Below are 14,842 nucleotides of genomic sequence, written 5' to 3' on the forward strand. Positions count from 1 at the left end.
CATGACCGAATTCACCATGCCTTCCCTGGGCGCAGACATGGACGAAGGCACTCTGGTCGAATGGCTGGTCAACCCCGGCGATGCCGTGTCGAAGGGGGATGTTGTCGCGGTCGTGGAAACGGCCAAATCAACCATCGAGGTCGAGTGTTTCGACTCAGGTACCGTCAGTGCTCTCCTGGTCGCCCCAGGAACCAAGGTGCCGGTCGGCACCCCCATGGCAGTCATCGGCCCCGCGACCGAACCCACTGCCCACACCCCTGCGCCACAGCCGACCGAGCCGTCTCCCGGCTTCTACCCGGCCCCGGTTCGGGCAGTCACCCGGGCCGGCGACGCCGTGTCGACCCCTTTGGTGAGGCACTTGGCACAGAAGAAGGACATAGACCTGTCCACCATGCATGGTTCAGGCAAAGGGGGCCAGATCACCCGCGCCGATGTCGAGAAGGCGGCATCCCCGCCACGGCACCGGGTGCCGGCATCGCCACTCGCCCGCCGTCTGGCGCGGTCGTTGGACGTCGATCTGGAAGGGGTCCGGGGGACCGGGCAGAACGGCACAGTCAGAGCCGACGACGTGCGTGCCGCGGCGGGAAAGCGTGCGCACCGTACACAGCGTGCGCACCGTACACAAGGACCGCGCCCACCAGCGCCAGAACCGCCGGCCATGCCCCCGTCGGGCGCACCCCCGGTTCGCCCGTCAGTAAAGTCCAGGCCCGATACCCTCACCACGGGAGCGCCGACCACGCGTTCGGCGATCTCTGCGCTGATGACCCGCGCCAACCGCGACATTCCCCACTACTACCTGTCGACAACGATCGATCTCGCGGCCGCCACGGCGTGGATGCTCAACCGGAACGCGAACGGACCCGTGGGGGAACGGCTCGTGCCTGCGGCTTTGCTGCTGAAGTCCGCCGCACTGGCCGCACGGCAGGTGCCGCAGCTGAACGGCTATTGGAAGGATGGTGCCTTCGTCCCGGCAGATGGTGTTCGGCTCGGCATCGCCGTGTCCCTGCGCGGTGGTGGCCTGGCGGCACCTGCACTGGCGAACGCTGACACCATGTCCCTGCCGGAGCTGATGAAGGCCCTCAGGGACCTGGTCTCACGGGCCCGCCGCGGGCGTCTGCGTGCTTCGGAAATCGCCGACCCAACGCTTACGGTGACGAACCTCGGCGACCAGGGTGTGGAGACTGTGTTCGGGGTGATCTACCCACCGCAGGTCGCGCTCGTCGGACTGGGGTGTGTCGTCGAGCGTCCTGTAGCCGTGGAAGGGATGCTCACGGTGCACCCAACCGTGACAGCCACGCTCTCCGCCGATCACCGCGCAAGTGACGGTGCGACCGGCGCACGCTTCCTGGCAGCACTCGACCGACTGCTCCAAGGACCGGAGGAACTGTGAACCGCGATGAGGCTTTCGAGTTGATCAAGCAAGTCCTGACAGACGTGGTGCCCGGCGCCGATCTCGACGCGCTCTCACCCGACGAGAACTTCCGGGACGGTCTGGAGATGGATTCGCTGGACTTCCTGAACTTCATCGAGGCGCTGAGCGGGCGCACGGGCCTTCCCCTTCCTGAGACGGACTATCCCTCGCTGAACACACTCAACGCGTGCGCGGACTATGTCGCCTCGCGCACTCCCACCGCCTATTAGACGGGGCTGGTCGGCCCCGCAAGGGCCCACATGGCCCCTACTCCGCTCCTGCCTCGCAGGCCAGGCTGAGAAACGGATCGGAAACGGATCGCAGACCTGCGACGCACGGGAGTTCCGCCATGAAGCACCTCGCGACCGTCGGCCTCGACGGCTCCCCCGAGAGCCGGGCGGCCGCGGACCGGGGCGCCCAGAAGGCGCCCTTTCGGGAAGTGCTGAGGCTCGTCCACGTCACCGACCGGCCCATCGGCCCTGCCATTCGTCGACTGGGCCGAGAGACGGCCAGTCGACGGGCCGGTGAGGCGCCCGGCGAGGCACTGAAGGATGTGCACCGTCGGCACCAGCATCCGAAGGTCGTCATCCGGTGGCTCCCCGGCAAGCCGGTCGCCGCCCCGGCCGCCGAAGCGAACGACGCGGACCTGCTCGTCCTCGGTTCCTGCGGCCTGGGCGGCTTGGTGGGTTTCCTCGCCGGCGCAGTGGGCACGGCGCCCCTCGTAGCGACCGAAACCCCGGTAGCCCTCGTATGGGCGGCGGATATACCCGAGAACACCGGGCCCGGCAGGTACGACGAAATGGTCGTGGGCACCGATATCCACGGAGCACCCGACGAGGTTCTCGCCCTTGCCTTCGAAGAGACCGCCCGTCGCGTTTGCGCCTTGCGGGCGGTCCACGGCTGGAACCCCACTCCCGCCCACAGGTTCTTCCCGTTCCTCGACTCCGACGACGAACGGGTAGCAGGCCGGAGTTCCGCACAGATGCTGGACGCACTGCTGCTGCCCTGGCGCCGCAGATTCCCGTCGGTGAGCGCCGACCGGATAGCACTCATGGGATCCCGCTGGTCGTCAACCGGTCCAGGCCGCGGCCGGCGCGGACCTCGTCGTCGGTCGGCACCTGCGCCGCTCTCCTCCGGGTGCCCGCTTCCGGCAGGTGACCCATGCCGTCCTGCATCACACCGCCGCCCGCACCGGTCGCCGTCGTCGCCCACGACTGACGCCCCTGCACGAAAGGGAAATCGGACCATGATGCACCGCACTGTCGCCGAAGTCATGACCCGGGACGTGGCCACGGCCAGCCCCGAAGCGTCGCTCAAGACGGTCGCCTGGAGCCTCGCCTACAACAACGTCTCGGCCTTGCCCGTCGTGGACACCCACCACCACCCCATCGGCATCGTCTCCGAGGCCGACCTGCTCCGCCGGCAGGCCGGTCTGCCGGAAGCAGAGGGCCGTGACCAATTGCGCGGGACGGCGGCCGTGAACCACCGCACCATGGACGCCCGCACCGCCGGTGATCTCATGTCCACTCCCGTGCTGACGGCCCGGCCCGCGTGGAGCATCGTCGAGACAGCGCGCTTCCTGAACGAGCGGGGTGTCAAACGGCTTCCGGTCATCGATGACACGGGCATGCTCGTGGGCATCGTCAGCCGCTCGGATCTGCTGCGCCCCATGCTCCGCCGCGACGACGCCATACACGAAGAAATCGTCGACGAGGTGCTGGGCCGGACTCTCCGGATGACACCCGGGGGCGTGACAGTGACCGTTCAGGAAGGAGTCGTCACCCTGAGCGGAAGAGCGGAGGAGCGTTCAACCATTCCGATCATCGAACTCCTTTGCCTTTCCGTCGACGGCGTCGTCAGTGTCGACCAGTCCCTCGAATACGCCGTGGACGATCTGCCGCCGGATCTCGATCCGGCGCGTGACGCCGACAATCCCTGAGCGCTCATGTCATGGGACGGAAGAAGCCAACCGCTTCTCGCGGTTCCTGATCGTGCGGTGCACGGCCATCAGCCGCTTCTCCGCATCCTCGCAATGGCTCCTTCCGCCAATTTCACGAAAGCACCGTTCGTACCGGGAGAACAGGGCCGAACAGTCCCCGGCGCACCCCGGATGGTCCTACCGTCGGCCGACAGCGCTGCCGAGGCTCGGAAATACGGGGTCCCTTGTTTTTGGAGGAACCATGAAACATCTGCGTACCGTCGACGACGTGATGACGCACGCCGTTATCACGGTCAATCGCGGAGCGCCGTTCAAGGACATCGTGGAGACCATGCGGCAATGGCGGATCAGTGCTCTGCCCGTCGTGTCGGACGAGGGACGAGTCGTCGGCGTGGTCTCCGAAGCAGACCTTTTGCTCAAGGCGCAGGGCGTAGATGAGTCCCGCGCCGTCTGCGCCGGTCAGCTGATGACCGTACCCGCCGTGACGGTGCCCCGGAGTGCAAGCATCGCGGGTGCCGCTCGACTGATGGCCCGCGGCCACCTCAAGCGGCTACCGGTCATCGAAGACGACGGACGCATCGTGGGCGTGGTCAGCCGGGGTGATCTGCTGAAGATCTACCTCCGCCCGGACGAGGACATCGCCCAGGAGCTGCGCGAGCTGATCATGACTCAGCTCATCCCGGCGGGCTCTGCGACCGTCTACGTGCAGGTGTCCGACGGCATCGTCCATCTGAACGGCGCCATCCCCGACCCGTCACTCAGTGACGTGCTGGTGCGTGTCGCGCGCACGGTGCCGGGAGTCGTGAACGTGGTGGCCCGGTTCGAGTCCGATGTTCCCGCGTGAATGGAGAGCGACGATGAGGCATCGCAGCGTCTCCGACCTCATGACGCCCACGGCCGTCAGCGTCCAGCGCGGCACCACGTTCAAGGAGATCGCCCGGCTCCTGGACGAGTTCGGCGTCACCGCCGTGCCCGTAGTGGACGAGAAACAACGCCCCGTGGGTGTCGTTTCCGAAGCCGACCTGCTCCGCAGGCACGACTCCGGGAGTGGCGCGAACACCGCCGTCGATCTCATGAGCCACCCGGCGATCACCGCGGCTCCCGGGTGGAGCGCCGTCCGCGCCGCCCGCGTCATGGAGAAGCACAAGGTCAAGAGGCTCCCCGTAGTCGACAGCGAAGGCCGGCTGATCGGGGTCCTGAGCCGCAGCGATCTCCTGCAACTCTTCCTGCGCAGGGACCACGCAATCCAGGAAGAAATCCTCGAAGACGTCCTGACGCACACACTCCGGCTCAGTCCCTCGTCGCTGACCGTCGAGGTCACCGACGGCCTCGTGACCCTCAGCGGCACCGTGATTCGGCACAGCCTCGTCCCCGTAGTGATGCGTCTGTGCCGGAGCGTCGACGGAGTCGTGGACGTGATCAATCGGCTCGACTACGAGCAGGACGACCTGCCTGTGGATGTACGAACGGGCACCCAGCGGTAGAAGATGGCCTGAAGCGCCGACACGTACGCGGATTCGCCACCGCCCCGGGAACGTCACCTCCAGACGTACGGCGGAAACGATTCCCCACCCCGAGTCAGCCACTGTCCGAGGAAGCCCATCATGAACCCACGCATTGTCGTCGGCCTCGACGGATCCACAGAAAGCGTCGCGGCATCCCATTGGGCCGCGCGGGAAGCAGTCCTTCGCGACGCGCCACTGCACCTCGTTCATGCCGAAGAATGGTTTTCACCCCTCAACATTCCTGCCGCCAGGTCCGATCTGCGCCGCCAGTGGGCGCAGTCCCTCCTTCTCGAGGCTTCCAAGGAGCTGATGCAGAAACACCCCGAGCTGGACATCAGCACCGAATCACTCGACGGCCAACCGGCCGACTCACTGGCCGGTGCCACAGCAAGCGCGGGCATGCTGGTCCTCGGCTCCCGAGGACTGGGCACGCTCAAGGGTTTCGCCCTCGGTTCTGTCGGCATGGCAGTCATCCACGCCGTGGAAGAGCCCGTTGTCCTGGTGCGCGCGACGGAGGACGCGCTGCCGCACGCCGAGGGACGGCACTTGGACCGTAACGTGGTCGTGGGCGTCGACATCGGTCAGCCGTGCGACGCCCTGCTCGCCTTCGCGTTCGACGAGGCATCACGGCGGGGCTGCACACTCCATGCTCTGCACAGTTGGATGCTGCCCCCACTGGCGGGATCCGGATCCACGTACAATCCGGAAGTCAATGCCCAGATCGCCCAGAGCATGCGAACCGGCCTGGACGATGTGCTGAAGCCCTGGCGGGACAGGTACCCGGCTGTCAGCCTCGACACGCGGGTAGTGGTCGGACACGCTTCCGAGCAAATCCTGGAGACAGGTTCCGAAGCAGGCCTCGTAGTCGTCGGCCGTCGCATCCGCCGGTCCTCGATCGGCCCGCATATCGGTCCGATCACTCACGCAATCCTCCATCACTCCACCGCGCCCGTCGCCGTCATCGCTCACGAATGACGACGTCGTCCTGCCGGGCGCACCCTTCTCATGCCTGGGCCACAACGGTGTCGAACCCGTCTCCACGAAGGGACCTGCCGTTTGTCACGGCTCGCCGCGACCGTTGGTCTTGGTCCGCTTCACGGGAATGGTGCGTGCGGTTTCCGCCGTCTCGGGCTCCATCGCCACACGAACGGTGAGGATGCCGTCCTCGTACTCTGCTTCAACCCCTTCGGGTGGAATCGGCGCCGGCAGACGAACGGTGCGGTGGAAGGAGCCGTAACGGAACTCCGAGTGGTCCTTCTCCTCCTTGCTCTCCGTGTGTTCGGCGCTGACGGTGAGGGTATCGCCCTCGACCGTGATGTTGATGTCCTTCGCGGGGTCCATCCCGGGAAGCTCGGCGCGCAGCGTGTACTGCCCCTCCTGGCTGGTCACCTCGATGGGAATCGGGTGGACGTGGGGCATCGGCCGCCACATCGGGAAGCGGGGGAGGTCGGTTCCGAACCAGTCGACGAGGTCGGGGAAGACGCTGCGCCTGCGTTCCATCTGGGTTCCGGACATTGTGCTCTCCGTCTCCGGCGCCCTGTCGGCGCCTTTGTTCGGTTCCTGGTTCATCTTCAGTCGCTGAACGACAGGCCCGCTTGGGGCTGTCGGGTCCCGGATGGGACCGTTCGGCCCTCCCCGTGCAGGTTGAGTTCGGCAGCAGCCACGTGCTGCTTCACCACGACGAAGCTGTCCGGTGCCACTGAGATCGAGTCGATGCCGGTCTTCACCAGGAATTCCGTGAAGGCCGGGTCGTCGCTGGGGCGCTGGCCGCAGAGGCCAACCGTGCGGCCGGCGGACTGGGCGCGCGGGACAAGGCTCTGGATGCTGCGCGTGACTGCGGGGTTGGTCTCGTCGAAGACATGGGCGAGGGCTTCGGAGTCGCGGTCGACGCCCAGAGTGAGCTGGGTCAGGTCGTTGCTCCCGATGGAGAAGCCGTCGAAACGCTGGGCGAAGTCCTCGGCCAGGATGACGTTGGAGGGGATCTCCGCCATGACGTACACCTTGAGGCCGTTCTCGCCCCGGCGCAGCCCCTGCTCCGCCATGACGTCCAGAACCCGGTCGGCCTCTTCGAGGGTGCGGCAGAAGGGGATCATGATGATGACGTTCGTGAGGCCCATCTCGTTGCGAACCCGGCGCAGTGCCCGGCATTCCAGGGCGAATCCTTCGCGGTAACCGTCGCTGTAGTAGCGGCTCGCGCCGCGCCAGCCGATCACGGGATTCGCCTCGACCGGTTCGAAGGCGCGGCCGCCCAGCAGCCGCGCGTACTCGTTGGTCTTGAAGTCGCTGGTCCGTACGACGACCGGGGCGGGCCAGCGGGATGCGGCGATGCGTGCCACGCCGTAGGCCAGTCGGTCGACGAAGTACTGACCGCGGTCGAGGTGGCCCTCGGTGAGCTGATCGATGACGCAGAGGTCATGCTGGTTCACTCGCTCAGGGTGCAGCAGCGCCATGGGGTGGGCCTTGACCTGGTGGGCGACGATGAACTCCAGGCGCGCGAGCCCGACGCCGTCGGCGGGCAGGCGCCACCAGCGGAAGGCGGCGGACGGATCGGCAAGATTGAGCATCACGCGGGTCCGGGTAGCAGGGAGTTCAGCGAGATATATCTCGCTCCTCGTAGGCCAGCAGTCCCGCGTAGACCCGGCCGCGGGCTCCCTCGGCGCAGGAGACGGTCGCGTCCTGGCCGTTGCGCAACACCTCGGTAGCCCTGCCGGTGCCGACTACGGCGGGGACGCCGAGTTCGCGGCTGACGATGGCAGCGTGCGAGGTCCGGCCGCCGTGGTCGGTGACGATCGCGGAGGCCCGCTTCATGACCGGTTCCCAGTCGGGGTCGGTGATGCCGGTGACAAGCACCCCGCCGGTCGGGAAGCGGCCGAGCTCCACAGGCGAGTCGAGGACAACGGCCGGGCCGGAACCGATGGCCTCGCCAACCGCTGTGCCCTCGATGAGGCTCTGCCCCGGGGTGACGGTCAGGCGGCAGCGACGCAACGTCGTTGTACGGCGGCGGGACTGGACGGTTTCGGGGCGGGCCTGGACAACCGCCAGCTCTCCGGTCAGGCCGTCCTTGGCCCATTCCAGGTCCATGGGGCATCCGTAGTGCTCCTCGGCGGTCATCGCCCATTCGGCCAGCAGCCGGACCTCCGTATCCGTCAGGACACGTCGCGAGCGCTCCTCGCCGGTCGTGTCGACGGTCCGGGTGAGTCCGTGCTCTCCATAGACCGCCTTCTTCCGCTTCGCTCCGATCCGTACGTCGATCACAGGATCCAGTGCGGGGTCCTTCAGGCTCGGCTTGAAGACCGTGTGCTCATCGGGGTCGACCTGGCCACTGACGACGGTCTCGCCCAGGCCCCACGCCGCGCTGACCACGATGACCTCGGGGAAGCCGCTCTCAGGGTCGAGAGTGAAGATCACTCCGGCGCCAGCGAGGTCCGATCGGACCATGACCTGGATGCCTACGGAGAGAGCCACCGCGAGGTGGTCGAAGCCCATCCGCTCCCGGTAGTCGATCACGCGGTCGGTGAACAGCGAGGCAAAACAGCGGTGACAGGACTGCAACAGCTGGGCAGGCCCGCGCACATTCAGGTATGTCTCCTGCTGGCCGGCGAAGCTCGCCTGAGGCAGGTCCTCCGCAGTGGCACTGCTTCGCACGGCGACCTCGGGATCCTCTCCACCCTGGTCGCTCGCGAGCTGCTCGTACGCGGAGACGAGCTCGGTCCGCAGCCCGGCCGGCAGCGGCTCGGCCATGATCATCGACCGGATCGCCGCCCCCACCTCGTCCAGCACGGCCCCGTCGTGCAAGCGCACAATCTGCTCCGCGATCCGCGCACGCAGTCCGTGGCTGTCGAGCAATTCCCTGTACGCGTCCGCCGTCGTCGCGAAACCAGGAGGCACCCGCACGCCTGCGGCTGCCAGATGTGCGGTCATCTCTCCCAGAGAGGCATTCTTGCCACCGACCCGGCCGACATCCTGCCGGCCGAGCTCTGCGAACGGTACGACGCGTCGAGCGGTTGCCATGATGTCCTCCGCCTTGTTTGCGGTGGCCGCGGGCTTCAGTAGGGCATCGGCCGACCGGAGGGGGTACGCAGATCCGGCTTCGCGGGCTTGTGCGGCCGCCTCGGCCGTATCCGGATCCGAATGCGCTGCATCGTTGTCACCCCTTCGGGAGGTGGAGCCGGAAGAGCGTCCGGCTTCCACGATCGTTCCCGGCGGTGTCATCGCCGCAGCACCAAGGGGGGCAGGAGCACGAGGCCGAACGGGCCGTACCGGCGAGGGACCGATCGGCCCATGGCCAGGGTCGGCCCGGAAGGGTGAGCGCCGATGCGAAGTCATCGCGAAGCGGCGTCCGCTAGGTGCCCCGGTACAGGCGCTCAAGATCAACAAGCATGACCTCGCCACGCGCATGCGCCGCATGCAACTCGGGGCTGAACCCCGAAGCGCCGTAGAGAGCCAGGCGGACGCGGCTGACATCCTCACGGGAGCCGAGTCCGTCCAGGATGCGCCGCAGGCGTTGCAAATGGTGGATGTCAATGCCGGTATGCCATCGTGCGAGCCCCACCGACAGAAGGGGGCCGCTCATGTGACCCTCCCGTCCGCGGACCACGACCTCGGCATCGAGCCCGGCCGTAGCCGACGGGTCGCTGAGGGAGCCGTACGACGCCGTGACGTGCTCGGCACCGACGGTGGCCGGGTCGGCGAAACGGGCCGCCCACTCCCTGCAAACCTGGGCGAACCGGGGTTCGGCGACGAGAGAGTTGAAATCCGTTCGCGCGTCTTCCCACACCGTCTCGGCCTCGCTCTGCTCAAGAGCGGCCCTGCGCGGGCGCGCCACGGCGTGCTCGAACGCGAGGAGCGGGTCCGTGATGCTATGGCGTGTGATCCCCGGCTGCAGTCCGTCCGCCTGCGATTGGAGCACACCGTGGTCACGGAGGAGGACAAGTGCGCGCAAGGCATCAGTGAGTTGCTGTCCCAGGAAGGTGGCTATGTCGCCGTGGGTCGTGCAGCCTTTGGCCAGGGCGGCGAGTACGGAGTGACAAGCCCCGTGACTCCAGGGCCCGATTTCCTCGTCAAGGAGGTGGCGAGCCTCGTGGAACAGCGGGGTGCACGGATTCAGGACGGTGCGGCAGACCCAGGCATCGAAGTCGTCACGATCGACGGGAACGTCGTCGCCCACGTAGTCGTACCGGTAGGCGGGCGTCCCGCCTACGACCGTGTAGACGAGGAAGGCGAGCCTCGGATCGTCGATGCCCCACAGCTGCGCCGCCCTGCGGAAGTTCAGGGGCTGGATGTCGAGCTTCAGAGCGGCGAGGGCGTGCAACGGCGAAGACTGTGCGAACAGCCGGGTCATGACCGGTGCGGTCTCACCACCGAGCAGCAATCGCGCACGGCTTTCCAGGGGCGCTCGGTCGAGGTGCCGGAGGGCACCGTGGATGACGGACGGCAAGGCTGGGCTCGCCGCGACGAGGTCGGGGAACGAGTCGATGATGACGGGCAGTGGTCTGGCGTCACCCAGCGCCAGCAAGGCATCGATTCCTTCCTTCCAGTCACGCCAGTGGCTGGGCTGTGCGACCTGCCGGTATCGCGCATACTCCTCGCCCACCCTGCGCAAGGACTCGGCTTCGGTGGCTTCCTGTCCGCAGAAATAGAACCCTCCCGTGGCTCGTGCCACCGACTCCAGCAGCAGCGTCTTGCCCTGGCGGGGCCGCCCCATGACGACGCCCAGGCCCGTTCCCGGACGCGGATCGGTCGAGAATGACACCAAGGCTGCCCATTCGTCCTCCCTGTCGAAGAGGCGATCGGGCTTGGCTGCGCGTTCAGGGGCCACGATCGAGGTTCGTTGCTGTCCGTGTACGGCATTCACGCCATGCACCTCCGGAACCAGCTGGCGGCTACTCCATTCTCGGGCGCGCGGTCGTCAGGCGCGCGCTGTGCCGACCGTCGTCGTCACGACGGACCGCACGGAATCCGCACGGGGTCACCCCAGCGGCAGACGGAACCAACGTTGCTCCCCCGCGGCCATGGTCACCAGCCGCTCGCCGGGCAGACACACGGACAGAGAGGCATTGAGTCGCGAGTGGGGCACGCGAATCCCCACCCGGCCCGGAAGGAGCCGCACGCGGATGTCCCGGTGCCCGCGGTAACAGAACGTGAACGAGCAGCGAGGCACCTCCCGGAGCGCGCTGGGGTCGATCCGGAGTCCGTCCGGGCCTGCTTCCAGACCCGCGACACCTCTTTCGATGAGATCGAGAGTGCCGGCCATGGCACCGAGGTGGATGCCTTCGCCGGTGGTGCCGCCCTGAATGTCCGCCACGTCGCTGAGCAGGGCTTCCTCACAGTACCGCCAGGCATCCGGGCCTTTCTCGCGGGCGAGGACCCATCCGTGAACGAGACTGCTGAGGGTCGATCCGTGACTGGTACGAGCCAGGTAGTAATTGACGGTCGTACGCCACACTTCGTCATCGAGCCGGTATTCGAGACGGTCGAAGATTTCCTGCAGCTCGGCGGGGCGGAAGAGATAGCCGAGCATGAGTGCGTCGGCCTGCTTGGATACCTGATAGCGGTTGACCGTGTCCCCCTCGGACTCCAGGATCCGGTCGAGGCGGCGGATGTCGCAGTAGCGGGAGCGGTAGGCGTCCCAGTCCAGTTCTGCCAGTTCGCCATAACCCTCGAACTGGCTGATGACACCGCCGTGGAACGGCACGTACACCCGGCGGGAGATGTCCTCCCAGCGATTCAGCGTCTCGTCGTCCAGCCCGAGTTGTTCAGCCAGCTCCCGCCGCCGGGCCGCAGGCAGCCCGTTGAACAGCTCCAGTGCGCGTGCGAGCGCCCAGGCCGCGGTCACGTTGGTGTACGCGTTGTCGTCGATCCCGGGAGCAGCGGCCTCGGGGTAGGCGTCGTGGTATTCGTCGGGGCCGACGACACCGCGGATGCGGTAGCGGTCGCGATCGGTGTCGTACGTGGCCACGGCGTCCCAGTAGCCGGCGATGTCGAGCAACAGCTCTGCTCCTGGGCCTTGGACGAACCCGGTGTCGCCGGTGCTGTGCCCGTACCGCCACACGTTCCAGGCGATGGCCGATCCGACATGGTGCTGCAAGTGCGAGTGGTCGGTCAGCCAGCGGCCCGATCGGGGGTTGAGATGCAGCGTTTGCGTCTCCTCAGCGCCTGAACTAGCGCTCTGCCAGGGGAACATCGCTCCTCGAAAGCCCGCCCGCCGGGCTGCGGTACGGGCCGCGGGCAGGCGACGGTGCCGGTACATGAGAAGGCTCCGCGCCACTTCCGGGAAGTGCAGGGTGATGTAGGGCAGCACGAACAACTCGTCCCAGAAGACATGCCCCCGGTACGCCTCACCGTGCAGGCCCCTGGCCGGCACTCCGACGTCCAGCTCGGCCGTGTGCGGGGAAAGCGTCTGTAGGACGTGGAAGAGATGGAGGCGAAGGATGCGGCCCGATTCGCCAGGCGCCTTCAGTTCACCCTGGCTCCACAGACGTTCCCAAGCGACGCGGTGGAAAGCGAGCAGGGCCGCGAACGCCGCCGCGTGTGATACATGCTCGACGGCAAGCGAGACGGGCTCACTCAGCGGGCGGTCCTGGGATGTGTACAACGCGGCGCATTTCACGACGGCGGCAGAATGTCCGCGGGAGACCGGCAGCCTGAATTTCTGGACCGTTCCGGTCTCCGTGCAACTCGTCCCCACTGCGACGAGGGGCCGCGCCGACGTTCTGACCGCGATGGCGATCCGGATGTGGGACGAACGGGTCCGGCAGGACAGCCAGGCCACGCCGTCCGCTTCGACTCCGGCACAGTGGCCGGTGAGATGGCGTCCGTTCAGACCGCGGTAGCGCTCGACACCGGCGTTGGTGACGTTGCCGTCGATGATGGACTCGACTTCGATGGCCCCGCTCCAGCCGTACCCACGGAACGTGGTCCGCTGGGCGGCGAGATACGGGTCGCCCATGTGGACGAGCCTCGTGTGGGTGACACCGATTCGGCGGCCGAGGCCGTCCTGGAAGAACAAGCGACGAGTGAGAATGCCGCCCCTCAGATCGAGAGAGACGCTGTAGCGCCGCAGACTCGGGTCATCGGGTGTGAGCCACTCCCCTGCCGGTCCGTCGTCCGGCAGGCAGCGATAACGCAGGCGCGACCAGTCGGGCAGATTGACCATCTCCTCGTTACCGACCCGCTTTCCTGCGACGTCCGAGAAGAGCCGATTGGAACACCCGGCTGCGTAAGTCCCTGGATAGTGGACCGTGTCGGCAGGCAACTCGGGCGCGGCCCCCCGGGTGGCGAACCTGCCATTGCCGAGTGTGCACAGAGCCTCGATCGTCCGCTCCCTCTTGGGGTCGTAGCCGCTGAAGTCCCAGGTCCATGCTGTGCTCATGACCACTCTCCGCAGCAATCCTCGGTCGCAGGGTCACGGTCCGGCCACCTGGCGTCCCGGCCATGGGCACACCGGTGCGGTTCAGCGTCCGGGGCCGTTGACCGGCCATCGACGAGCGGGCCGGCAGGGCGGCGAAGCCGTGCTTCCGCACCGGCATGAGCACCGTCGACGGCCACCGCGTCGAAGGGGTTGGTGCCCAGCGTTTTCATGAACACGCGTTCCTTTCTTCCCCGGCGGCAATCGCCCTTCGTCCACAGTGAGCCCGTGTTCCGTACGAGCGGGTCGGTCACGGACCCCGCGGCGTGCTCTTCAGGCACGGGCGGCATGACAAGGCGCCGGATCGACAGGCCCGGCGGACCCCTCGATGGCAGTGGGTACCGGACCTGTCCTGCTCATGGTCTTCACGCCCCTTGGGCTTACGGCTGAGCCGGGGCGATGATCTCGGTGTGCTGCGATCCCCCCAGCGCCACCTTGAGGGCACCGGTGTCCCCGGCACGGGAGAACACCTCGTAGGCCTCCTCCACCTGTCCCAGTTCGAAGCGGTGGGTGATCAATGGGGCCGAAGGCAGCCGCCCGGCGGCCATCATGCGCAGCAACATGGGCGTGGAGTACGTGTCGACCAGCCCCGTCGTGATGGTGACGTTCTTGGCCCACAGGTCTTCGAGGTGCAGCGTGGCCGACGTGCCATGGACGCCGATGTTCGCGACACGGCCTCCGGGCCGGACCATGCGGGTGCACATCTCGAAGGCTTCGGGCACGCCGACGGCTTCGATGACGACGTCGGCACCGAGCCCCTCGGTGAGGTCCTCGACGAGTTGTTCGGGTTCCTCGGCCGCGCTCGCTGTCGCATCCGCGCCCAGGGAGCGCGCGGCGGCCAGCCGGGATTCGGCGAGGTCGACGGCGATGACACGTCCCGGGCTGTAGAGGCCCGCGCCGACGATGGCGGCGAGCCCGATGGGGCCGACTCCGACCACGACGACGGTGTCGCCGGGCCGTACGCCGCCGTTCAGCACACCGACCTCGTAGGCGGTCGGGAAGATGTCGGCAAGCAGCACGCCGTCATAGCTGTCGACAGAAGCCGGCAAGGAGTGCACGGACAGGTCGGCAAAGGGCACCCGTACGTATTCGGCCTGGGTGCCGTCGATGGTGTGGCCGAGCACCCAGCCGCCACCGCCACGGCACTGCCCGTAGTGGCCCTCACGGCAGAAGCGGCACCGGCCACACGCGGATATGCACGAGATCAGTACACGGTCGCCGGGGCGGATCGTACGGACGTCGGCCCCGGCCTCGACCACGGTGCCGACGGCTTCGTGCCCCAGCACCCGGCCGGGAGCCACCTCGGGCACGTCGCCCTTGAGAATGTGCAGGTCGGTACCGCAGATGGTGACGACGTCGACGCGGACGACGGCGTCGGCAGCGTCCTTGACCGAGGGGTCCGGGACGTCCTGCCATGCGGTCTGCCCCGGGCCCTGGAATACGAGTGCCTTCACGACCTCGCCCCTCTCCTCTGTCTCCTCCGGTGAGGTTCCCCTCATGCTGACCCGGCACGGGCCCGCCCCGCATGGGCCGGTCGGTCCCCGCCGAGGCCTGTCGGGCCCATCCCGCCCCGGGGCCGG

12 protein-coding genes are annotated in these 14,842 nt (G+C 67.5%); 6 read left to right on the plus strand and 6 right to left on the minus strand.

Translation table 11 applies throughout. The features are described from left to right. Nucleotide 1: 1 nt before the first annotated feature. From OG306_RS03480 to OG306_RS03505, 6 genes are all read left to right on the plus strand, one after another. On the plus strand, nucleotides 2–1,390 hold the full coding sequence (locus tag OG306_RS03480; protein ID WP_371665112.1) for a dihydrolipoamide acetyltransferase family protein: 1,389 nt from the start codon (nucleotides 2–4) through the stop codon (nucleotides 1,388–1,390). Next, nucleotides 1,387–1,641: an acyl carrier protein gene (locus OG306_RS03485; protein WP_266744575.1), complete on the plus strand. Its 255-nt coding sequence runs from the start codon at nucleotides 1,387–1,389 to the stop codon at nucleotides 1,639–1,641. The genes OG306_RS03480 and OG306_RS03485 overlap by 4 nt, the downstream gene beginning before the upstream one ends. A gap of 119 nt (nucleotides 1,642–1,760) precedes the next feature. Then, nucleotides 1,761–3,350, plus strand: coding sequence for a CBS domain-containing protein (locus OG306_RS03490; RefSeq protein ID WP_371665113.1), 1,590 nt, complete (start codon nucleotides 1,761–1,763; stop codon nucleotides 3,348–3,350). A gap of 241 nt (nucleotides 3,351–3,591) precedes the next feature. Continuing rightward, nucleotides 3,592–4,194: a CBS domain-containing protein gene (locus OG306_RS03495; RefSeq protein ID WP_266744578.1), complete on the plus strand. Its 603-nt coding sequence runs from the start codon at nucleotides 3,592–3,594 to the stop codon at nucleotides 4,192–4,194. A gap of 13 nt (nucleotides 4,195–4,207) precedes the next feature. Further along, nucleotides 4,208–4,834 (plus strand): CBS domain-containing protein, encoded by a 627-nt coding sequence (locus tag OG306_RS03500; RefSeq protein ID WP_266744579.1) that lies wholly within the window; start codon nucleotides 4,208–4,210, stop codon nucleotides 4,832–4,834. A gap of 120 nt (nucleotides 4,835–4,954) precedes the next feature. Beyond that, the gene (locus OG306_RS03505; protein ID WP_266744580.1) at nucleotides 4,955–5,830 is read left to right on the plus strand and encodes a universal stress protein; all 876 of its coding nucleotides are present in this window, start codon (nucleotides 4,955–4,957) and stop codon (nucleotides 5,828–5,830) included. A gap of 84 nt (nucleotides 5,831–5,914) precedes the next feature. On the opposite strand, the gene OG306_RS03510 is transcribed toward OG306_RS03505, so the two are convergent. The 6 genes from OG306_RS03510 to OG306_RS03535 form a co-directional block, all read right to left on the minus strand. Beyond that, nucleotides 5,915–6,370: an Hsp20/alpha crystallin family protein gene (locus tag OG306_RS03510; RefSeq protein WP_266744581.1), complete on the minus strand. Its 456-nt coding sequence runs from the start codon at nucleotides 6,368–6,370 to the stop codon at nucleotides 5,915–5,917. Nucleotides 6,371–6,426: 56 nt separating this feature from the next. Further along, a complete protein-coding gene (locus OG306_RS03515; RefSeq protein WP_266752062.1) occupies nucleotides 6,427–7,419 on the minus strand; it encodes a putative PEP-binding protein in 993 nt (330 codons plus the stop codon). A 25-nt stretch (nucleotides 7,420–7,444) separates the two neighbouring features. Then, entirely contained in the window at nucleotides 7,445–8,866 is a 1,422-nt protein-coding gene (ppsA, locus tag OG306_RS03520; RefSeq protein WP_371665114.1) for a phosphoenolpyruvate synthase, read from the minus strand. 331 nt (nucleotides 8,867–9,197) lie between these two features. Further along, complete coding sequence (locus OG306_RS03525; RefSeq protein WP_266907788.1) at nucleotides 9,198–10,607, minus strand: AAA family ATPase; 1,410 nt, start codon at nucleotides 10,605–10,607, stop codon at nucleotides 9,198–9,200. A gap of 216 nt (nucleotides 10,608–10,823) precedes the next feature. Further along, nucleotides 10,824–13,226: a glycoside hydrolase family 65 protein gene (locus OG306_RS03530; protein WP_266744584.1), complete on the minus strand. Its 2,403-nt coding sequence runs from the start codon at nucleotides 13,224–13,226 to the stop codon at nucleotides 10,824–10,826. 416 nt (nucleotides 13,227–13,642) lie between these two features. Further along, nucleotides 13,643–14,716 (minus strand): alcohol dehydrogenase catalytic domain-containing protein, encoded by a 1,074-nt coding sequence (locus OG306_RS03535; RefSeq protein ID WP_266744585.1) that lies wholly within the window; start codon nucleotides 14,714–14,716, stop codon nucleotides 13,643–13,645. Between the last annotated feature and the right edge of the window lie 126 nt (nucleotides 14,717–14,842).

Origin of the sequence: Streptomyces sp. NBC_01241, assembly GCF_041435435.1 — a bacterium.
Taxonomy (GTDB): Bacteria; Actinomycetota; Actinomycetes; order Streptomycetales; family Streptomycetaceae; genus Streptomyces.